This is a genomic window from Sulfitobacter sp. 1A15106 (assembly GCF_043556995.1).
Taxonomy (GTDB): Bacteria; Pseudomonadota; Alphaproteobacteria; order Rhodobacterales; family Rhodobacteraceae; genus Sulfitobacter; species Sulfitobacter faviae.
The window spans coordinates 24,562-46,225 of the sequence record NZ_JBIFFM010000010.1; the positions used below are offsets into that span (position 1 = coordinate 24,562).

The 21,664-nt window shown below is 54.9% G+C and carries 21 protein-coding genes; all 21 read left to right on the forward strand.

Annotated elements, in window-relative coordinates; all coding sequences use genetic code 11:
• Positions 1 to 18: 18 nt before the first annotated feature.
• The 21 genes from ACGYKA_RS15250 to ACGYKA_RS15350 all read left to right on the forward strand — a co-directional run bounded on the left by ACGYKA_RS15250 (position 19) and on the right by ACGYKA_RS15350 (position 21,569).
• The gene (locus tag ACGYKA_RS15250) at positions 19 to 798 is read left to right on the forward strand and encodes a metallophosphoesterase family protein (RefSeq protein WP_300056787.1); all 780 of its coding nucleotides are present in this window, start codon (positions 19 to 21) and stop codon (positions 796 to 798) included.
• A gap of 181 nt (positions 799 to 979) precedes the next feature.
• Positions 980 to 1,300 (forward strand): MarR family EPS-associated transcriptional regulator, encoded by a 321-nt coding sequence (locus ACGYKA_RS15255; protein WP_394439208.1) that lies wholly within the window; start codon positions 980 to 982, stop codon positions 1,298 to 1,300.
• A 121-nt stretch (positions 1,301 to 1,421) separates the two neighbouring features.
• Positions 1,422 to 2,813, forward strand: a complete 1,392-nt coding sequence (gene ahcY, locus ACGYKA_RS15260) for an adenosylhomocysteinase (RefSeq protein ID WP_394439121.1) — start codon at positions 1,422 to 1,424, stop codon at positions 2,811 to 2,813.
• A 20-nt stretch (positions 2,814 to 2,833) separates the two neighbouring features.
• The gene (metK, locus tag ACGYKA_RS15265) at positions 2,834 to 3,991 is read left to right on the forward strand and encodes a methionine adenosyltransferase (protein ID WP_394439123.1); all 1,158 of its coding nucleotides are present in this window, start codon (positions 2,834 to 2,836) and stop codon (positions 3,989 to 3,991) included.
• A gap of 373 nt (positions 3,992 to 4,364) precedes the next feature.
• Positions 4,365 to 5,081 carry a class I SAM-dependent methyltransferase gene (locus ACGYKA_RS15270; protein WP_394439125.1) on the forward strand — a complete coding sequence of 239 codons (717 nt, stop codon included), beginning with the start codon at positions 4,365 to 4,367 and terminating at the stop codon, positions 5,079 to 5,081.
• A 359-nt stretch (positions 5,082 to 5,440) separates the two neighbouring features.
• Positions 5,441 to 6,538: a Gfo/Idh/MocA family protein gene (locus ACGYKA_RS15275; RefSeq protein WP_394439127.1), complete on the forward strand. Its 1,098-nt coding sequence runs from the start codon at positions 5,441 to 5,443 to the stop codon at positions 6,536 to 6,538.
• Positions 6,535 to 7,017 carry an acyltransferase gene (locus tag ACGYKA_RS15280; RefSeq protein ID WP_394439129.1) on the forward strand — a complete coding sequence of 161 codons (483 nt, stop codon included), beginning with the start codon at positions 6,535 to 6,537 and terminating at the stop codon, positions 7,015 to 7,017. The genes ACGYKA_RS15275 and ACGYKA_RS15280 overlap by 4 nt, the downstream gene beginning before the upstream one ends.
• Before the next feature lie 15 nt (positions 7,018 to 7,032).
• On the forward strand, positions 7,033 to 8,166 hold the full coding sequence (locus tag ACGYKA_RS15285) for a DegT/DnrJ/EryC1/StrS family aminotransferase (protein WP_394439131.1): 1,134 nt from the start codon (positions 7,033 to 7,035) through the stop codon (positions 8,164 to 8,166).
• Between the two features lie 5 nt (positions 8,167 to 8,171).
• Positions 8,172 to 9,518, forward strand: a complete 1,347-nt coding sequence (locus tag ACGYKA_RS15290; protein WP_394439133.1) for a hypothetical protein — start codon at positions 8,172 to 8,174, stop codon at positions 9,516 to 9,518.
• 37 nt (positions 9,519 to 9,555) lie between these two features.
• Positions 9,556 to 10,746 carry a lipopolysaccharide biosynthesis protein gene (locus tag ACGYKA_RS15295; RefSeq protein ID WP_394439135.1) on the forward strand — a complete coding sequence of 397 codons (1,191 nt, stop codon included), beginning with the start codon at positions 9,556 to 9,558 and terminating at the stop codon, positions 10,744 to 10,746.
• Between the two features lie 4 nt (positions 10,747 to 10,750).
• Positions 10,751 to 11,854 carry a glycosyltransferase gene (locus tag ACGYKA_RS15300; RefSeq protein WP_394439137.1) on the forward strand — a complete coding sequence of 368 codons (1,104 nt, stop codon included), beginning with the start codon at positions 10,751 to 10,753 and terminating at the stop codon, positions 11,852 to 11,854.
• A 10-nt stretch (positions 11,855 to 11,864) separates the two neighbouring features.
• Positions 11,865 to 12,935 (forward strand): glycosyltransferase family 4 protein, encoded by a 1,071-nt coding sequence (locus ACGYKA_RS15305; protein ID WP_394439139.1) that lies wholly within the window; start codon positions 11,865 to 11,867, stop codon positions 12,933 to 12,935.
• A gap of 72 nt (positions 12,936 to 13,007) precedes the next feature.
• Complete coding sequence (locus tag ACGYKA_RS15310) at positions 13,008 to 13,277, forward strand: hypothetical protein (protein WP_394439141.1); 270 nt, start codon at positions 13,008 to 13,010, stop codon at positions 13,275 to 13,277.
• 161 nt (positions 13,278 to 13,438) lie between these two features.
• Positions 13,439 to 13,834: an IS66-like element accessory protein TnpA gene (gene tnpA / locus ACGYKA_RS15315; protein WP_394439143.1), complete on the forward strand. Its 396-nt coding sequence runs from the start codon at positions 13,439 to 13,441 to the stop codon at positions 13,832 to 13,834.
• Entirely contained in the window at positions 13,831 to 14,178 is a 348-nt protein-coding gene (gene tnpB, locus ACGYKA_RS15320; protein ID WP_394439145.1) for an IS66 family insertion sequence element accessory protein TnpB, read from the forward strand. The genes tnpA and tnpB overlap by 4 nt, the downstream gene beginning before the upstream one ends.
• A gap of 65 nt (positions 14,179 to 14,243) precedes the next feature.
• The gene (gene tnpC / locus ACGYKA_RS15325) at positions 14,244 to 15,782 is read left to right on the forward strand and encodes an IS66 family transposase (protein ID WP_394439147.1); all 1,539 of its coding nucleotides are present in this window, start codon (positions 14,244 to 14,246) and stop codon (positions 15,780 to 15,782) included.
• 199 nt (positions 15,783 to 15,981) lie between these two features.
• Positions 15,982 to 16,743 (forward strand): glycosyltransferase family 2 protein, encoded by a 762-nt coding sequence (locus ACGYKA_RS15330; RefSeq protein WP_394439149.1) that lies wholly within the window; start codon positions 15,982 to 15,984, stop codon positions 16,741 to 16,743.
• Positions 16,740 to 17,864: a GDP-mannose 4,6-dehydratase gene (gmd, locus tag ACGYKA_RS15335; RefSeq protein WP_394439151.1), complete on the forward strand. Its 1,125-nt coding sequence runs from the start codon at positions 16,740 to 16,742 to the stop codon at positions 17,862 to 17,864. The genes ACGYKA_RS15330 and gmd overlap by 4 nt, the downstream gene beginning before the upstream one ends.
• 1 nt (position 17,865) lies before the next feature.
• Positions 17,866 to 18,837, forward strand: a complete 972-nt coding sequence (locus ACGYKA_RS15340) for a GDP-L-fucose synthase family protein (RefSeq protein ID WP_394439153.1) — start codon at positions 17,866 to 17,868, stop codon at positions 18,835 to 18,837.
• Between the two features lie 23 nt (positions 18,838 to 18,860).
• Entirely contained in the window at positions 18,861 to 20,309 is a 1,449-nt protein-coding gene (locus ACGYKA_RS15345; protein ID WP_394439155.1) for a mannose-1-phosphate guanylyltransferase/mannose-6-phosphate isomerase, read from the forward strand.
• Positions 20,310 to 20,393: 84 nt separating this feature from the next.
• Positions 20,394 to 21,569, forward strand: coding sequence for a nucleotide sugar dehydrogenase (locus ACGYKA_RS15350; RefSeq protein ID WP_394439157.1), 1,176 nt, complete (start codon positions 20,394 to 20,396; stop codon positions 21,567 to 21,569).
• The last annotated feature ends 95 nt before the right edge of the window (positions 21,570 to 21,664 follow it).

Consider the following 21,664-nt stretch of genomic DNA (forward strand, 5'->3'; position numbering starts at 1 on the left):
ATACACCCGGACTAAACCTTGCTACCTCGCATCCTATCACAGCTTGATCCTCGGCGCCGCTCGGCACCTGCAAATGTTACCTCCGCGCGGATTTGCCCGGAGGCGGCCTTCTTTGCAATCGGTGATATCCATGGTTGCGCCGCTCACCTAAATCAGATGTTTGGTCTCTTGGATGAGGTGGCTTTCGGTAATGAGGCTTGCGTTTTTCTGGGCGACTATATCGATCGCGGCCCGCAGTCTCGAGAGGTCCTGCTTCAGCTCTATGATTTAAGCCGATCGAGGCCGGATCGCGTGATCTGTTTGATGGGCAATCACGAGCGCATGTTGCTCAACTTTATTGACGATCCTGCGGGGACTGGACTGGCGTGGCTGCGAAACGGTGGTGTGGCCACGCTCACCAGCTTTGGCATAGAGGTGCCCGAGGATGCCATTCTCTCGGGCGCGTCGGTCGACTTGGCCCGGCAGCTCGAAAATGCGCTGCCAAAGGGTCTGCAAGAGTGGCTACGCGTTCTGCCCAAACATTGGTCGACGGGCAACATGTATTGCGTGCATGCGGCAATGTCGCCCAACCGCCCCCCCGAAGACCAGCGCGGAGCGGTCTTGCTTTGGGGCCATCCCGACTTTTTAACGAAGCCGCGCTCGGATGGTAATATTGTTGTACACGGCCATACGGTTGTTAAGCGGGCCAATCTCTCCGGCGATCGGATCGCGTTGGACACCGGTGCATATCTGACGGGGCGATTGACGGCCGCGCATATCACGCCTGGCGAATGTCGTTTTATTGAGGCGCGTTCCTAAGCGTTACCTAGCCGTTCCGTCAAATTTAGTCTTTCAATTGCTGTCATGCATCTTTATGCGTTCATTTATGAACGCTACGACTGTTTTACCCTGGAGCTGCCTCCCGCATGCTCTGGTGCGGTAGCCGTGGCGCATTGAGACTATGATCAAACTTAGTAATGATGATATTCGCTTTCGCGTGATGCGGGCGCTCGAAGCCAATCCCCAGCTATCACAGCGGGACTTGGCCAAGGCGCTTGGCATTAGCCTGGGGGTGGTCAACTACTGTCTGAAAGGATTGGTCGAAAAGGGCCAGGTGAAGGTCAGTAATTTTCGCGCTTCGGGCAACAAGCTGCGCTACGCCTATGTTTTGACGCCCCGCGGCGTGTTAGAGCGCGCGCGGCTAACCAAGAATTTTCTCCAAAGGCGTATGGCGGAGCATGAAGCATTGCGGGCGGAGATCGCGGCCTTGCAGGAAGAACTGGGTGCAGAGAACGCGGGGCAGGGGGCGCGTCGTGAGTAGCATCGCACAAACCCCCGATAGTTTGCGTTATCGGGCATTAGGCAAAACTTCCAGACTATAAAAGGCCTCGCGCTTAGGGCGACCGGTCATAAGAAATTCAATACTCAGCATAGGTAATCACTTGACCAAAGACTATATCGTAAAAGACATCAACCTTGCCGCATACGGTCGCAAGGAACTCGACATCGCCGAAACCGAAATGCCGGGCCTGATGGCGCTGCGCGACGAATACGGTGAGAGCAAACCGCTGAAAGGGTCGCGGATCGTCGGCTCGCTGCACATGACCATTCAGACCGCCGTTTTGATCGAAACGCTGGTGGCTCTTGGCGCGGACGTGCGTTGGGCGTCTTGCAACATCTTCTCCACCCAAGACCACGCCGCCGCCGCGATTGCCGAAGCGGGCGTGCCGGTTTTTGCCATCAAAGGCCAGTCGCTGGGTGAGCATTGGGATTACCTCGACAAATCTTTCATGTTCCCCGATGGCCCGAACCTGATCCTCGACGATGGTGGTGACGCCACGCTTTACATCTTGTTGGGCGCGCGGGTCGAGAATGGCGAAGACGAATTGATCGCCGTGCCGAAATCCGAGGAAGAAGAAGCGATCTTTGCGCAGATTAAAAAGCGCATGGCCGAAAGCCCTGGCTGGTTCACCAAGGTGCGCGACCAGATCAAAGGCGTGTCCGAGGAAACCACCACCGGCGTGCACCGTCTCTATGATCTGGTGAAACAGGGCCAACTGCCTTTCCCTGCGATCAACGTGAACGACTCTGTGACCAAGTCAAAGTTCGACAATAAATACGGCTGCAAAGAAAGCCTTGTCGACGGCATCCGACGCGCCACGGACACGATGATGGCCGGTAAGGTCGCTGTCGTGATGGGGTATGGCGATGTGGGCAAAGGCTCCGCCGCCTCACTGCGCGGTGCCGGTGCCCGCGTTAAAGTGACTGAAGTCGACCCGATCTGCGCGCTTCAGGCCGCGATGGACGGTTTTGAGGTCGTTCTGTTGGAAGACGTTGTCTCCACCGCTGATATCTTCATTACCACGACTGGCAACAAAGACGTTATCCGCATCGAGCACATGCGCGAGATGAAGGATATGGCGATTGTTGGCAACATCGGCCACTTCGACAATGAGATCCAGGTCGCTAGCCTGAAGAACCACAAGTGGACCAACATCAAAGAGCAGGTGGACATGATCGAGATGCCCAACGGCAATCGGTTGATCCTGCTTTCCGAGGGCCGCCTGCTGAACCTCGGCAATGCGACGGGTCATCCGTCCTTCGTGATGTCTGCGTCCTTCACCAACCAGGTGCTGGCACAGATGGAACTTTGGATGCGCGGTGACCAGTACAAGAACGAAGTCTATATCCTGCCCAAGCAGCTGGACGAGAAGGTCGCGCGCCTGCATCTCGACCGGATCGGCGTGAAGCTCAGCAAACTCGACCCCGAGCAGGCAGCCTACATCGGTGTGGCCCCGGATGGCCCGTTCAAGCCAGAGCATTACCGCTACTAATCAGTTGGAATACCAAGACTATGACCCGAAATAACTACATCTTCACCTCTGAGTCTGTCTCCGAAGGGCATCCAGATAAATTGGCTGATCAAATCTCTGATGCAATTGTCGATGCAATGCTTAAAGATGATCCAGAAGCACGTATCGCCGTAGAAACCATGGTAAAAACGGGCATGGCCATCGTGGCAGGGGAAGTTCGAACGTCCACGTATATAGATCTGGAAGAACTCATTCGAGAAGTGATCTTAGACATTGGCTACAACAGCAGTGATGTAGGGTTTGATGGTGCGTCTTGTGCCATTATCAATGCTATAGGTAAGCAGTCGTCAGATATTGCGATGGGGGTTGATGAGGCAGATGATAAGGCGCTAGGCGCTGGCGACCAAGGTTTGATGTTTGGGTATGCCAGCAGCGAAACAGACGTACTCATGCCTGCGCCAATTTTTTATGCGCACAGATTGGTAGAACAGCAATCCAAAGTAAGAAAGAGCGGCCAGTTGGCTTGGTTGCGCCCAGATGCGAAAAGCCAGCTGACCCTGCGGTACGTAGATGACAAACCCGTCGGCATAGATGCGGTAGTACTATCGACACAGCATGATCCATCCATCACCTTCAGCGATTTGCACGAAGCGGTAATGGAGGAAATTATTAAGCCAGTACTTCCAAGCGAATGGTTATCCAGCGATACGAAATTCCATATTAACCCAACAGGTAAATTTGTTATTGGTGGCCCTGTAGGGGATTGTGGCCTTACAGGCCGTAAGATTATTGTGGACACGTATGGTGGTATGGCGCGCCATGGTGGTGGCGCATTCTCTGGCAAAGACCCGTCAAAGGTAGACCGCTCAGCTGCCTATGCCGGCCGTTATGTAGCTAAGAATATTGTAGCCTCAGGTTTAGCGGAACGCTGTGAGATCCAGATCTCTTACGCGATTGGCATCAGTGAACCTACTTCAATTTCGATCGACACGTTTGGGACAGGGAAATTAACGGATCCCGAAATTTCTCTGCTTGTGCAAGAGCACTTCGATTTAACCCCCGGTGGGTTGATTAAAATGTTAGATCTTAGGCGGCCAAAGTACAAACCAACGGCGGCATACGGGCATTTTGGCCGTGAGCTCCCTGATTTCACGTGGGAAAAGACAGACAAGGCTGATTTACTCCGGAAGGTTTTGTAGGGTCACTTTAGACGTTCTCAGGCCACCTCCTGACCAACTTTGCGATATCACTTTTTAAGGCTTTGCATTATCAGGCGTATAAACCAACTGTGCTTAGGGCGGTACAAACTTTGATACGACTATTCTAGGTGAAATAATCACCAGTAACTACAAAGCTTTATGAAAAGCGATGACTTACAAATGTTCCACTTAAACTCAAAAATCACATGAGTTCTGAACTTCACCTCAAACTTGTACTCCCTTTTACTCGCAACTGCTGGGCCAGTGGTGGTTCGAAAGCGCAGAACTCTGCGCTGTTTGAGACTTGTCGGAAGATTAGGCGAGTACCCCTGGTGAACTTTTATTACCTCACTCAACCATAAGTAAGGCCATAATGTACCGACCATTTGATAAGTATTTCCTAAGCTATTCCCCAAATGACGGAACAATCGATTTCTATCAACGGGTTAACGCTTTGACTTCGCTTGACAGCGTCTATCTCGACTACGGTGCTGGACGTGCTGCGTGGTTTGAGGACTCCAGCAATAATACCCTACGCCGCTTGCGGCACATGCAAGGGAAATTCGCTGAAGTAATTGGCGCTGATGTCGATCCGATCGTCATGGAGAACAATTCTGTTGATCGTAGCTTAATGATAGAAAACGATCGCATAAAGATTCCCGATGAAAGTATCGACGTGATCGTTGCTGACTATGTGATTGAACATATTCAGTCGCCCACCAATTTTGTAAATGAGATAAATCGGTTACTCAAGCCTGGAGGTTGGTTCTGTGCTCGAACGCCACATAAATACCATTATATAGCGCTTGGGGAACGCATTATGTCCCCTGGTATGGAAAACTTTATTCTCAGACGCGCCCAGCCGGAACGTTTGGAAAAGGACGTTTTCGAGAAGACGTATTTAATGAATACCCTGTCTGATATCTCAAAGGCTTTTCCAGGCTGGAACAACGAGTCATATTGTCGCCGCTGTGACCCGGCATACTATTTTGGGTCCAAACTTGGATATCATTTGTTCGACCTTCTGCATCGAGTCTCTCCAGCGTTCTTCTCCGGTAACCTTTTCGTTTTCATACAGAAGCCTAAATAGGGTTCCAATTGAGCAGCATCTATTGAATCCAGAGTCGATTGTGCCCTCAAGGATGAGGCCTACGGGGGTAACTTCCTGCGCCTCTTTCTAGCGTGGAAAGAGTTGATTTTGACCAATCGGATGGAGGTGTTTCTGCTTACTCATTCGGGCATAGTTTTTACACTGGATTTGTTTGGATTAAATTAAAGTGATAACCAGCCAATTGTTCTATTAGGCATTTGAAGAGCTAGGAGAACGAGTGGCCTGTGAACGGAAAGTTGGTGGCCAAAATAACTATCCTATAGCTGAAAAATCTATAATTTATCGACGCAACTCATAGTGAAATAGGGATAACTGGCTTGAACAATGGGGAAAGACTTGTGACATCCGAAAACCAAAACAATAGAGAATTGAGGGTGGCCCTTGTAGGCTGCGGACGTATTAGCGCTCGCCACTCTCAGCTGCTTGCAGAAGGCAAAATCGGCGGCGCGAAACTGCACTGCGTTTGCGACATTGATCTAGAAAAGGCGAACAAAATCTCTGACGCCTACGATGTGCCGGCCTATTCCGATATGCACGAAATGATGCAAGTTGAGAAACCGGATCTCGTTGCTGTGCTCACTGAAAGTGGAAATCATGCCAATCATGTCATCCAGCTTGCCCAATATGGAGCCCACATCCTCGTAGAAAAGCCGATGGCTTTAACGCTTTCCGATGCGGACAGAATGATCGAAGTCTGTGACTTAGCAGGTATAAAACTGTTCGTTGTTAAACAGAACCGCTTCAATTTGCCGGTGATCAAGTTGCGCGAGGCGCTCGAGCAGCAGCGCTTTGGAAAACTCACGATGGGCACTGTCCGCGTTCGGTGGTGCCGCCCTCAGTCTTATTACGACCAAGATCCTTGGCGTGGCACCTGGGCGTTTGACGGAGGTGTCCTGACCAACCAGGCCAGTCACCATGTAGACCTTCTAGAGTGGATGATGGGGGACGTCGATAGTGTCTTCGCGATGTCTCGTACAGCGCTCGCAGATATCGAGACTGAAGATACCGCAGTCGTTTTGCTACGGTTCAACAACGGGGCGCTCGGTATAATAGAAGCCACGACGGCGACCCGGCCAAAAGATCTCGAAGGGTCAATATCGATCCTTGGGGAAAAGGGAACCGTTGAAATAGGCGGCTTTGCGGTCAACGAGATGAAAGTCTGGAATTTCAGTGAAGCTTTGCCCGTCGACGACGACGTTATTGAAAATTTTTCGGTAAATCCACCGAACGTCTACGGGTATGGACACAAGGAATATTATGACCACGTTGTAAAGGCAATCCGCGACGGCGGCCGGAATTTGGTCGACGGTCTCGAAGGACGGCGCAGCCTCGAACTGATCACAGCGATCTACGAAAGCATAGAGACTGGTGCCGAGGTTGTGCTTCGCTTCAAACCGAAGCACGCGCGTCTCGGCCTCGGAGGCAGAAAAAAATGACACCGAAAACCGGCCCTCGCAGGTTGCAAGCGGCGATCACAAATGTCGAGTTTGGCTCTGATGTCACCGTCGTCGAGCCTGTCAATCTCTACGGCTGCCAGATCCACGAAGGGGTCTTTATCGGGCCATTCGTTGAAGTCCAGTCTGAGGTTATCATAGGCGCGCGAACCAGAGTGCAGTCGCACAGCTTCATCTGCTCGCTGGTGCGCATCGGAACAGATTGCTTCATCGGCCACGGCGTGATGTTTATCAATGATAGCTTTGCGTCTGGTGGTCCGGCGCGTGGCAATACAGATCTCTGGGGCCTAACTACCTTAGGCGATCGAGTTTCGATTGGATCGAACGCTACGATCCTCCCGGTCTCGATCTGCGACGACGTCGTGGTCGGTGCGGGCTCGGTCGTAATTCGCGATATCGAGAACCCTGGAATATACGCGGGCAACCCGGCCCGGTTCATCCGACCGACCCATCAGAAATAAAAGGAACGCTTGAAGATGATAGATAATAAAGCCAAGATCGTGCCAATGGCAGACCTTCACGCGCAATACCTGTCGGTCAAATCAGAAATTGACGCGGCCATTTCCAAGGTAATCGAGACCTCCGCTTTCATCCGTGGCCCCGATGTAGAGGCGTTTGAGACCGCGTTCGCCGCCGAGATTGGTACCGCACATTGCATCTCCTGCGCCAACGGGACCGATGCGATTTACATGGCGATGGTTGGTTTGGGGGTGAAGCCGGGAGATGAGGTAATTGTACCGGCTATGTCGTGGATTTCGACCAGCGAGACAGTGACGCAGGCGGGCGCGACGGTGGTGTTCTGCGACATTGATCCGATCAGTTACACGCTCGACCCGGCCCATCTGTCGGATTTGATCACGGAGCGGACCGTAGGCATAATCCCCGTGCATCTATATGGCCACCCCGCCGATATGCCTGCGATCATGCAGGTCGCCGCGCGCCGAGGGCTTTGGGTGATCGAGGATTGCGCGCAAGCTCATCTGGCCGAAATCGGTGGACGTAAAGTTGGTACTTTTGGCGCGGCGGCGACGTTTTCTTTCTATCCGGGAAAGAACCTTGGCGCGATGGGCGACGCGGGCGCTGTGGTCAGCAATGACGCGGGTCTCGCGCGCCGCATCGCCATGTTTGCGAGACATGGTGGCTTACGAAAGGGCGACCACGAGATCGAAGGGATCAACAGCCGGATGGATGGGCTACAAGCCGCGATACTGAACGTGAAGTTGCCACATTTATCACCCTGGACCGCGCGCAGGCAAGCGCTGGCGGCGGCCTACAATGCGGGCCTCTCCGGGTGCGACACGCTCACCATACCCCGCGTAAGCGCTGGCGTCTCGGCGGTCTGGCATCTCTATGTGCTGCGCAGCACCGCGCGCACGAAATTGGAGGCACACCTCAAGAGCCACGGCATCGGCTCGGCCCGCAACTACCCGCGCGCCTTACCGTTCTTGCCATGTTACGCGCGCTTGCAACATCGCCCCGAAGACTTCCCCATCGCCTCCAACTTGGCCGAGGAAGGTCTGTCAATCCCCATTTTCGCCGAGATGACGGATCAGCAGTTGCAGCGGGTTGTCGATGTGATTCTGGGATTCGATCCCTCAGAGGATGGTTGAGAGTTATGGCCTTCGCCAGCGGAACGAAAGTCAGCACGTCACAAGTTACGCGCGCCGCGGCCACCCTTCTGCTGCACAGCTTATATATCGCCCTTTATTTCTCTGTATACGACGTCTACTTTTCGCCACTCTATGGCTATCTTGGGTTCACTAGCTACTCGACCTCGTCTGCCGAATTATTCACGGCACTGATTTGCCTCTATGCTCCATTGATGTTCTTGCCGGTTCGGATCCGAAGATTTTCGCATTTCTTTATATGGTTCTTCTTCATTATCGTTTATACGCCGCTGCAAATCACGGTGGCTCGGGTCGGCACCCTCCCTCATGGCAGCGAGGGTCTGTCTCTACTCCTTTTGGCGTCGCTTTTTCTTATCAGGTTGATCAGTGCGTCAACGCAGTTTTCGCTGCCGAGGCTGCGCGAACTCGGTTTTCTTTCGTCGGCTAAATTCATCGTCTTTTTGAGCATTACGGCCTTGTCCCTGACTATTATTCAATTTCATTCCATCATGCGACTTGTCGCGTTAGAAGATGTCTACAGTCAACGTTCAGCGTCGACTGATTTGTCAGTCAGCCGACTTTCGGGCTATTTATTGAATTGGTTGGTGTTTGTCTTCAGCCCCATTCTGCTGGCCCTAAGCTTTAAACACAAAAAGCTGTCTTTCGCCCTTTTGGCGAGTTTCCTCTGTCTTGCGGTCTACATGGTGAACGGCTCCAAAATTGCTCTCATTGCCTTATTCATGCCTTTCGTTTTGCACCGGCTTTTGGCTTGGGGGCTTCTACGGCGCCCATTTCTCTTCATTTTGTTTCCGATGATTTTTCTTCTTCCACCCATTCTATTGGTTGTGGTGTTCGAGACTGAGTTTGACGGCATACTAAAGATAGCCGTCTCGCAGTTCAGCATGCGGGCACTAGGGATCCAAGCCGTCGCCTTCACGCAATATGTCCAGTTCTTTGAGGAGAATCCGCATACCTATTTCTCTCATGTAACAGGGATCAACCTGTTCGTTAACTATCCGTTCCAAGGGCCCCTTGGGCGCGTCGTTGGCTATTGGGCCTCCGGAAACGAGTTATTCAGCGCCAACTCCAATTTTTGGGCCTCTGATGGCATCGCTGCAGCGGGCTACATAGGCTTGCCTCTGATCGGGGTGTTGGTCGGTCTTTTGCTCTCCTTCTTAGACGCGTTGGTCAAAAGCGCCGATGTCCGATTCGTCATCATCTCTAGCGCACCATTCTTGTTGACCGCTGCGAATACGCCTATCTTTACGGCGATGGTGACGGGTGGCGGGTTGCTAATTTTTGTGTTCTGCCAATACTTGGGCAAGCCGTCGCACCGGACTCCTTTTGCTCCGTAGCTCCCTTGTCATTCTCTTGGGCACTGTAGGGGCGCAGGTGATCGCGTTGGCCTGTGTGCCGATCATTGCGCGCACCTATACGCCCGAGGCTTTCGGCGCGTTTCAGGTAGCCTTGTCGCTGGCCGCTTTGTTGATGCCCTTAGTGACGCTGCGCTATGAGCTAGCGTTTCTACGGGCGCGTTCTGAGCGTTGGTTACGCAATTTGGTAATGCTGGTTGGAGCGGCTGTCGTCATGTTGCCGCTTGCGATTTGGGCCGCGTTGGAAATCATCGTGGCAATTTTCCTCCCCGATGCGCCGGGCGCGCTTTGGATGACTTGGGTTCTGCCCGCCATGCTGATGGGCATGGGCGCGTTTCATGCGGCGACGCAACTGGCGGTGCGGATGGATCGCCCTGTCTTAATCGCCAGCAGCAAGCTTAGCCAGACGGGCCTGACGCAAGGGGCCAGTGTCGCGCTAGGCGCGCTAGTCTTTGGAGGGCCGATCTCGCTGGCGATGGCTGATTTGATAGGGCGCGGCACTGGCGCGATGGTGATCGTGGCGCGCTGGCTGCGCGGAGTCGGCCGGAATGAGTGGCAGATCTCGTCCAAAAGGCTTTGGCGCGCTGCGCGCATCTATCGGCGCTATCCGCTGCTAAATGTGCCAAGCGGCATCGTCGGTGCGATCAGTGCCGCCCTGCCGGTCTTTGTCCTCGCCGCAGCCTTCTCGGAAGAGATTGCAGGGCAGTTCAGCATGACTACCCGCATCCTGATATTTCCCTTCGGCATGATTCTCGCAGCCTTTGGACAGGCCTTGTCAAGCCGCTATGCGGAAATGACGCGTCGCGGCGATCCTGCGCGCCGGGCCTTTCTGCTCGGCGTGGTGAGCAAGAGCGCTGGCATCGGTCTTTTAGTCTGCGGCGCAATCGTGCTGTTCGGCGAGGCGGCGATAGTCTTTATTCTTGGAGATCAATGGCAGTTGACGGGCCCTTTCGCGGTCGCGCTTACACCCTACCTCTTAGGGATGTTCGTGTCGGGGCCGATCAATATGGTCTTGGTCATCGCCGGTAAATCGGTTTGGCAGTTTGGATGGGATGTGACGCGTCTCGGCTTTGTGATCATGGCCTTTTGCGCAGGATATCTTTGGACGTTTCCGCCCGTTACTGTGGTTGCGATCTATGCCTGTGCGATGTTAGGGGGCAGCGGAGTATTTGTTTGGTTGGCGCTGAAACACGCGACCGGGAAGGATTGAGGTCATGCGCGTTTTCCAGGTTGGCAATATCTATCCGGCGCACTTGGATCAACTACAACCCCGCCTTGCAAACTGCGAGAATGAGGATGCCACTAATGCTGTGATCCTAAGCGATGTGCCGCAAGCACAGCTGCTGGCCATATGCATCTCGAAGAATCCCGATGGCCGCCTGAGCTTTCCCCAATATGAAAAAGGGTTGCGTCACTGGGCGAGCGACAACGGTCTGTCTTCCGACACAACACTAGACGAAATTCTTCTTGCTCAGATAGAAAATCACAGATCCGAGGTGTTCTATTCCGTGAATTCCGCTCGCCATTCCGAGACATTTATGCGCCGGATGCCGGGCTGCGTTCGCCTGAAAGTTGGCTGGCTCGGGTCCGCCATCGTGGGCACCGGCCTGCAGCATTTCGATGCCATCGTGTCTAACTTCCCGACGCTGAACGCGAACCATGCCAAGGTTGGGCTGCGGACCAACTACCTTACTCCGTCCTACGAAAGCCAGACTGACGCTATGGGCTTCGTCCCATGGGATGATCGCCGCACCGACCTTTTCTTTGCGGGCACTTTCTCCCTCCACCACCAGAACAGGGCCCGCTTGATCGAGGACGTATCGTGTACGCTGGCAGATCAAAGTCTGAATGCGGATTTCAGATTGCTCAATTCGCGCTACACCAAGATGGCCGAAAGGACGCCGCTTGGTCTTTTTCCGCCCTTTTCCAAGGTTCGTCGTCCGCGCAGTGTACGCCGCGTCGCTAAGCCGCCGGTTTTCGGAAACGAAATGTATGGGCTGCTCGGCCGCACCAAGCTTGTCCTTAACATGGCCATCGACATCGCTGGGAGGGACCGGGGCAATATGCGCAGCTTCGAATCTCTGTCGGCTGGGGCGCTGATGATTTCTGACGCTGGGGACTACCCGGAAGGCTTCGAGAACGGCGAGACCCACGTCACCTATCAGAGCAACGCAGAAGCCCTGTCTCTGATCACACACTACATTAATGAACCGAGCGAAGCACAGAGGATCGCACGCAACGGTTGGGAGATGATCCGCTTGCGCTACTCGAAAGCCCGCCAGTGGGAAGACTTTGCTGCGCTGTGTGCAGAATTATAGAGCTTTGGAAATGACAGCCGATCATAGTGGTAAAATAGCAGTCTGGACTCCAGAGCTCTCTAGCGTCAACGGACAGAATATGGTTACCCGAAGGGTAGTTGAAAATCAAAAAGAACTTCTTGGCACGATCTATGAATACTCCGGCAATACACTGGCCTCGATTCCGCGAACCCTATGGCAGGCCGCCCGGCTCGCCCTCTCAGTTCTACGCGGGCAACACGGCAAGGTCTATCTAGTCTGCTCGCGCTCTTCCATAGGCTTTCTTCGCGATGCCTTGCCACTTTTTACTTCGCGCCTTGGAGCGCGGGTAATAGTTCATGTACATGGATCGGATTTTCCACATCTCTTCAAACGCCGCGTTATTGGGCGTTTCGCACGCTGGCTGTACGCACCCTGCGAGGTTATCGTTCCATCTCATCACCTTCTCGAACTGCTCGCCCCCTCTGACTTTCGCCACCTGCTTGTGTGTGAGAATTTCGCCGTTTCCCATGACGACTATTACAACAGACCTAAGAGGCGAGCGGGGGATTACTCCCTCGTAGTGCTTTGGAATTCCAACATCATGGCAAGCAAAGGAATCGCGGAACTTGTGGAGGGCATTAGGCTTCTTCGGTGTGATGGGTTGCATATCAAAATGGTCCTGCTGGGCAAGGTGATCGGTGACACCGAAAAATCCACCTCCGCGATGCAATGTTATCTGGAGGAACTAAAGCAGACACGCTGGATAGATGTAAAAGGAATCGTTCCGCCCGAAGATGTGCCGCTATTTGTTTCGGAGTGTGACGTTATCGCTCTGCCATCCACTTATTCAAGTGAGTGCCAGCCCCTAGCGGTGATCCAGGGCATGCTCTGCAGTCGCGCTTTGATGATCACCGACACTCCTGCGATGCGGGCAACTGTGGAGGACTACCCTGCGACATTTGTAGAGCGGAACTCAGGATCGATTGCCAAAGCCCTGCGCCACCTCGTCCAGAACCGACCGGGCCCCGCTAAATGTGAGGCCGCGCTGCATGCGCGTGACAGGTTTTCGCCTGATCGCTTCGACGAGTGCATTCGCTACGCCCTTACAGCGGGCGAGTAGAGCGGAGTTTGGACATGAAGTTAATGTCTGCAGAGGCGGCGCTCGATGCGTTTGAGCGCGGAGAGGCCCCCATTGGAGATCGGGCAGGATTTGCTGGACTATGCAGAGGGTATCACCGAAGAAATCCGGGCGGGGGCCGTCACGACAAAGGAACGCCGCTTAGGTCATTCTATCCTGCGCCGCATTGAAAAGGTAGCGCAGGAAGACAGTGGGTGGGGCGGCAAGCGCCACATGCTTCTGAAGCGTGACCCGAGGGAGGCGCGCGTTCACCACGGGCGGGCCTTTGAGCGCTGGAATGACTTTGTGGAGCAGACAGAGGCAATAACGCCGCAAGCCGCCTGAAATCGCAATTTACCGAAGCACAGCCAGGCTGACCCACAAGGTGTAATTACAATCGGTGCTCTCATCTAATTGATCGTATCCGTCCGGTGTCCCTGCTCTGACCGCGCGATAAAGTTTCTAGTAGATGTCCACTATCGATGGTGTACATCTTGAGGTGAGCGATGGCGGGTAAGAAGGGTCAGAAGAAGCGGGTCTGGTCGGATGATGAAAAGCGGTCGATCTGCGCGCAGGCGCGGGTGACCGGGGTTTCTGTTGCGCAGGTTGCGCGTCGCTACGCAATGAACACCAACCTGATCCATACGTGGCTTCGCGATCCACGGTTTACATCGGAAGGTCAAACCGCGGAGTTGCCCGAGCCTGAGGAGGCAGTGTTTCTCCCAATTGAGGTCTCGGGCGTGACGTCTGCGCCAGCGCCACACATTCCGCGCTCTTCCCCAACAGGTTCCGCCACCGCGCAGCGCGTGGATATCACGTTGTCAAATGGTCGGCGCATTCTGGTGGAGGGACCATCCGCGCTGTCGGCGATTGTGGCGATGGTCGAGGGACTGACGCAATGATCCCGGTGCCGAGCAACACGCGGGTATGGCTGGCTGCCGGCGTGACGGACATGCGGCGTGGCTTCAACACGCTGGCGGCACAGGCCGAACAGGTTTTGGCCGCAGATCCGTATTCCGGTCACATGTTCGTCTTCCGGGGTCGCCGGGGTGACCTTTTGAAGATCATCTGGTGGGATAGCCAGAGAGCCTGCCTGTTTACCAAACGCTTGGAACGGGGTCGTTTTGTCTGGCCCGCAGCCAAAGAGGGCAAGGTCAGCCTGAGCTCCTCACAGCTGTCGATGCTGCTCGAAGGGATCGACTGGCGGACGCCACAGAAGACTTGGCGACCGCTGGTTGCTGGATAGGGTAAAACCCAACAAAACATAGGGTTTGGCGTTGTTTTGCATTCCCTCCCATAGGGCGGTCTGGTATGGATTACACCATGCTGGACGCCTTCAAATCCTTGCCCAAAGATCCTGACGAGCTGCGCTCTGTCAGCGCGCAAATGCTCCAGCATATCCAGTCTCAGGCCTACCAGATCGAGAAGCTGAAGGCTGAGCTTCATGGTCACCGCAAGGCGCGCTTCGGTTCGAAGTCAGAGGGTATGGATCAACTGGCTCTCGATTTGCTGGAAGACGAAGAGATCGCGCAGGCCGCAGAGGATCACCACACCGAGCAGCCGCCCATTGATGAAGAGACCCCAACCAACAAGCGCCAGCACAGCCGCAAACCACTACCCAACCACCTGGATCGGGAAGATGAGGTTCTGTCGCCGGGCGAGGCATGCCACGACTGCGGCGGTGCCTTGCGCCAAGTGGGCGAGGACGTGACCGAAGAGCTGGATTATATCCCCAGCCGCTTCATGGTGCGCCGATTTATCCGTCCGCGTATGGCCTGCACCTGCTGTGAAGCCTTCGCCCAGGCCCCGTTGCCGTCCCGCCTGATCGAACGTGTGCGACCCGGACCCGGCCTTGTGTCGCACATGCTGGTCGGCAAATTTTGCGATCATCTGCCGCTTGAGCGGCAGTCCAAGATATACGCTCGCGAAGGGGTCGATCTACATCGCTCCACACTAAGCGACTGGGTCGGGCGTACCACAGCTCTGCTGGAACCCTTGGCGGAACACATTGGCAAGTTGGTCCGGGCTGGGCCAGCCCTGTTTGCGGACGATACCCCCGTTAAACTGCAGGTGCGCGCAAACACGACAAAGACCAAAACCGCCCGGCTCTGGAGTTATGTTCGGGATGAACGACCGTGGTGCGGAGTAGCGCCGCCCTGCGCTTGGTATCAGTTCAGCGTCGATCGGAAGGGCGAGCACCCCGTCAATCACCTTACCGGGTATACCGGCACGGTACATGCTGATGGCTTCGCCGGCTTCAATGGTCTGTTTGGCAAGGACAAAGCTGACGAACAGGCTTGCATGGTCCATGTGCGCCGCAAGTTCGTCGACGAGGCCGAGCGCACTGGCTCTCCCATTGCCCAACAGGCAATCAAGCAGATTGCACAGCTTTACGCTGTCGAGAAGGAGGCCCGAAGGAAAACGCCGGAAGAGCGCGTCGCCCTGCGGCAGGCCAAGGCCAAGCCTGTCTTCGACAACCTGGAGCTTTGGCTGCAGGCTCAGCTGCGCAAGATCTCTGGCAAAACCAAGCTGGCCGAAGCCATTCGGTATGCCCTGAACCGCATGCCCAAAGCCCGCAGCTACCTCACCGACAGGCACCTCGAGCTGGACAACAACACTTGCGAGAGGACAATGCGACCCGTTGCATTGGGAAGAAAAAACTATTTGTTCATGGGGTCTATTGGGGGCGGAAGCGCCGCCGCAATCGCCTATACGCTCATGGAAACCTGTAAGCTGAACAGCGTCGATCCCGAGGCATGGCTCACATGGGTCCTCCAACGTTTACCAGATCACAAGATCAACCGCATCGACGAACTCATGCCCTGGAATTGGCAGCCCGAAAAAGCCTGAAACCGCAGCGACACCGGACGCTTACAATTGATCGAGATTAAATACTAAATATCAAACGCCCCAAATGCGCGATATCCGACCTTATCGAGACTTTTAAGCTGGACATTGCTTGAGTTTCCTTAAGAGAACTCTCAAAAGGCGCTGAAGTGGGACGCCTAATTGCGTGCTGCCCCTGACCCTTTTTTTAACGGCTGAGAAAATGAAAATTTCAATTGTGACGGCGGTTTTTAACCGCGTCGACACCGTCGCGGATGCGTTGCGCAGCGTAGAGGCGCAAAGGTACCGACACGTCGAGCATGTAATTCAGGATGGCGGGTCTAAGGACGGCACTCTCGAGCTCATCCGGAAACATCACGGCTCATCGAGCGGTCTGGTATCTGAACCAGATGCAGGAATATATGATGCAATTAACAAGGGCATTTCCCGGGCCAGTGGCGATGTCATTGGTTTGATGCATTCAGACGATTTCTTCGCCCATGATAAGGTATTGGAGCAGGTCGCTGAAGCATTCCACGATCCGGCAGTTGATGGCGTTTATGGTGATCTAGACTACGTATCTGCCAGCGATACTAATAAGATTATACGGCGTTGGCGATCGGGACCTTATCACCCAAAACTTCTAAAGCGCGGATGGATGCCGCCACACCCAACTCTCTATTTGCGCCGCGAGGTGTTTGATCGTTGGGGGCTGTACGATACGTCTATGAGCATCGCCGCGGACTATGAAGCCATGCTGCGCTATCTTGTGAAAGGCGACATACGTCTCGCCTATATTCCCGAAGTGCTGGTGAAAATGCGCGTTGGGGGGGAGAGCAACCGCTCGCTGTCCCGCATTCTGCAAAAAAGCCGTGAAGATTATACCGCGTTGCGGCGCTATGGCGTCGGTGGCATCAACACACTTCTGGCTAAGAATTTTTCGAAAATTGAGCAATTTCTCCCTAGGAAAGGAATTCCCAAATGACCAAACGAGCGCTTATTACCGGTGTTACTGGGCAAGATGGTTCCTATCTCGCGGAGTTCTTACTCGACAAGGGCTACGAAGTGCATGGCATTAAGCGCCGTGCCTCGTCCTTCAATACCCAACGGGTCGATCACATCTATGAAGATCCTCATACAGACCATGCGCGCTTTAACCTGCATTATGGCGACCTTACCGACACGTCGAACCTCACCCGTATCTTGAGCGAAGTACGCCCTGATGAGGTCTATAACCTCGGCGCGCAGTCCCATGTCGCGGTGAGCTTTGAGGCGCCAGAGTACACTGCTGATGTCGACGCCATTGGCACTCTGCGTCTGCTTGAAGCGATCCGTTTTCTCGGGATGGAGAAGACCACTCGTTTCTATCAAGCTTCAACGTCTGAGCTCTACGGTCTCGTCCAGGAAACCCCGCAAACAGAGACGACTCCGTTCCACCCGCGCAGCCCCTATGCGGTGGCGAAAATGTATGCCTATTGGATTGCGGTGAACTACCGTGAAGCTTACGGCATGTATGCCTGCAACGGCATCCTCTTTAACCACGAGTCTCCGCGACGCGGCGAGACCTTCGTGACCCGCAAGATCACCCGGGGGCTGGCCAATATCGCACAAGGGTTGGAGCCCTGTCTCTACATGGGCAATATCGACAGCTTGCGCGACTGGGGGCATGCGAAGGACTATGTCCGCATGCAGTGGATGATGCTCCAGCAGGACGAACCCGAAGACTTCGTGATTGCAACTGGCGTACAATACTCCGTGCGCGAGTTTATTACGTGGACCGGCAGAGAGCTGGGTTTAACGTTGGAGTTCAGCGGTGAAGGTGCCGATGAGATCGCAACGGTCACCGCGATTGAAGGTTCTAAGGCAGCGGGCTTGAAAGTTGGCGATGTGGTGATGCGGATTGACCCGCGTTATTTCCGCCCGGCAGAGGTAGAAACGCTGCTTGGAAACCCGGCAAAAGCTAAGAAGGTGTTGGGTTGGGAGCCGGAAATTACTGCACAGGAGATGTGTGCCGAGATGGTGGAGGCAGATCTTCGTACTGCGCGCCGTCATGCGCTGTTGAAAGAGCATGGCTATGAATTGCCGATGAGCGTGGAGCAAGGCTAACATGCAAAAAATCTACATTGCAGGCCACCGCGGCATGGTCGGCGGCGCCATTCTGCGGCAGCTTGGGACGCGGCAGGCTGCCGCAGAAGAGATCACCTTGATCACCCGTACCCATGCCGAGTTGGATCTGACGGATCAAGCCGCGGTTCGCGACTTTATGCAGTCTGAGAAGCCCGACGTGGTGATCCTGGCCGCGGCCAAGGTCGGGGGCATTCACGCCAACAACTCCTACCCGGCAGATTTCATCTACGAAAACTTGATGATCGAATGCAATGTCATCCATCAGGCCTTTGCTGCTGGCGTCACTAGACTGTTGCAATTGGGCTCCTCCTGCATCTACCCACGTGCAGTGGCACAACCGATGAAGGAAGATGCGCTGCTGACCGGCGTGTTGGAACCGACCAATGAACCCTATGCCGTGGCCAAGATCGCCGGGATCAAGCTCTGTGAAAGCTACAACCGTCAACATGGGACGGACTACCGCTCGGTCATGCCAACGAACCTTTACGGGCCCGGCGACAATTTTCACCCCGAGAACTCCCATGTGCTGCCCGCCCTAATTCGGCGTTTTCATGAGGCGGCACAGGCAGGAGACGATGAGGTGCAAATCTGGGGGTCGGGCAAGCCGCGGCGCGAGTTTCTGCATGTAGATGATATGGCCGAGGCGTCGCTCTTCGTGCTCGATCTCGACCGCGAGACCTATGACGCGAACACCCAGCCCATGCTCAGCCATATCAACGTCGGCACCGGGACGGATGTCTCGATCATGGAACTGGCGCAGATGGTCGCTCGGGTCACCGGCTTTCAGGGGCGTATTACCAATGACCCCAGCAAGCCCGACGGCACCCTGCGCAAATTGATGGATGTGAGCCGTTTGGCCGATATGGGATGGCGCGCCTCAGTTGACCTCGAAAAGGGGCTGCAGGAAACCTATGACTGGTTTATCGACAACCAGAATTCCATTCGGCACTGACTTTTCCCAACAGGATATTTGCGATGACCCATATTGTTCACCCGATCCTCTTGGCTGGCGGTTCCGGCACCCGGCTTTGGCCTTTGTCCCGCAAGAGCTACCCTAAGCAATTTGCGAAGCTGATGAGCGAGGAAAGCTTGTTTCAGGCATCGGCACAACGGTTGTCCGGTGACGGTTTTGCTGCGCCTATGATCCTGACGGGTTCCGATTTTCGTTTTATTGTGACCGAGCAATTGGCGGCGGTCAAGATTGCGCCTGCGGGCATTCTTATTGAACCGAAAGGGCGCAACACCGCCCCGGCGATCCTTGCTGCAGCTTTGAGCCTCGCTGCCCGCGCGCCTGAAGCGCTTATGCTTGTGGCACCGTCCGATCATGTGATCCCTGATCCGGACGCTTTCCGGGCCGCCGTGCAGGCCGCGACAACAGCGGCGCAGGACGGCCAGCTTGTGACATTCGGCATCCGCCCCGACCGGACCGAGACCGGCTATGGCTGGTTGGAGATGAGCCAGGCACCCGCCGCCGACTTTGCACCCATTCCACAGCCGCTAAAACGTTTTGTGGAAAAACCCGACCGTGCGACTGCTGAGACAATGCTAAACGGCGGCCAGCACCTGTGGAACGCCGGGATCTTCCTGTTCTCGGTCAAAACGATCATCGCAGCCTTTGAGGCCCATGCGCCTGAGATGTTGGCGCAGGTCCGGATGGCGGTAGAGCAGGCGGAACAGGACCTCGGTTTTACCCGGCTTGCGCCTCAGCCTTGGGGTCAGATCGAAGACATCTCTATTGACTATGCGGTCATGGAAAAGGCCGACAACCTCACCGTGGTGCCCTATGGCGGGGCGTGGTCGGACCTTGGTGGATGGGATGCGGTCTGGCGCGAAACCGGCCCGGATGACGCTGGCGTCGTCGTATCAGAATCCGCCACAGCTATTGATTGCGAGAACACCCTACTGCGCGCCGAGGAGCCCCAACAACAGTTGGTAGGTATCGGTCTGAGTGACATCATTGCGGTGGCCATGCCTGATGCGGTTCTGGTGGCCCATAAAGATCGCGCGCAAGATGTGAAAAAGGCCGTCGCGGCCCTCAAGGCCAAGGGCGCTGTCCAGGCTGAAACCCTGCCGCGCGATTATCGACCCTGGGGTTGGTTCGAAAGGCTCGTAGTCGGCTCGCGCTTCCAAGTGAAGCGGATCGTGGTCCACCCGGGTGCGGCACTTAGTCTGCAAAGCCATCACCACCGATCCGAACATTGGATCGTGGTCGAGGGAACATCTCGGGTAACCGTCGGTGACGAAGTAAAGCTCGTGACAGAAAACCAGTCGGTCTATATCCCCCTCGGCGCCACGCACCGGATGGAGAACCCGGGTAAGGTGCCGATGGTGCTCATTGAAGTGCAGACTGGCAGCTATCTGGGCGAAGATGACATTATTCGCTACGAAGACGTCTACGCACGAGGGCAGGGCGCTAAAGGGTAAACATCTCAATACCCCTTTCGGAATAACGTCCAGAGATAAACTAAAGTGAGCCGAGGTATCTCCGGCTTCGGGTAGGTAATACACATGTCAGATACTAAGATCGCTGTTGCAGGCATCGGATATGTAGGGCTGTCCAATGCGGTCTTACTGGCTCAAAATAATCAGGTCACGGCGGTTGATTTAGACCCTGAACGGGTCGCGCACGTAAATGCAGGAGAATCCCCCATCGTAGATGCCGAGCTCGAAGGTTACCTGCGCGATAGAACGCTTCGGCTGACTGCGACCACCGATGCTGCGCAGGCCTATGCGGGGGCGGATTTCGTAGTGGTGGCCACGCCGACCAATTACGATCCTGTCGAGAATTACTTCGATACCTCCAGCGTTGAGGCGGTGATCCGCGCCGTGGTGGCGGTCAACGACTACGCCACCATCGTGATCAAATCCACTGTCCCGGTTGGCTATACCGCACGGATCTCGGCTCAGATCGGCGGAGACCGGGTCATCTTCAGCCCGGAATTCCTACGCGAAGGCAGGGCGCTGCACGATAACCTGTATCCTTCGCGGATCATCGTCGGGGAACGCTCCGCGCGGGCCGAGACCTTTGCCAAGCTCTTGGCCGAAGGTGCGCTGCGCGAAGACATACCGCTTCTCTACACGAATGCCTCTGAGGCCGAGGCGATCAAGCTCTTCGCCAATACATACCTTGCCATGCGCGTGGCTTATTTCAACGAACTCGACAGCTATGCAATGAGCCACGGCATGGACAGCCGCCAGATCATCGACGGGGTCAGCCTCGATCCGCGGATTGGCGCGCATTACAACAACCCCTCCTTCGGCTACGGCGGCTATTGCCTGCCGAAAGACAGCAAGCAGCTCTTAGCGAATTACTCCGAAGTGCCGCAGAACATGATCCGCGCCATCGTCGACGCTAACCGCACCCGCAAGGATTTCATCGCCGAACAGATCCTTGCTTTGAGCCCGCGCCGCGTGGGGGTCTATAGGTTGGTCATGAAAGCGGGTTCTGACAATTTCAGGCAGAGCTCGATTCAAGGCGTGATGAAGCGTATCAAGGCTAAAGGGGTTGAAATTGTGGTTTACGAGCCTGAGATGGAGGAAAGGGAATTCTTCGGCTCAGAGGTCACCCATGACCTTGCAACTTTCAAGAATGATTGTGACGTCATATTGGCGAACCGGCGGACGAACGATCTTGATGACGTCCCGAACAAGGTCTTTACCCGTGATCTTTTTGGCTCTGATTGATCGAACTCAGCGACCTTGTGGGAGTGGATCAATCGGAATTATCAAAAGCGGCTGCGCCATGGCAGCACTTGAGCATCAGTGATAAACATGGTGAT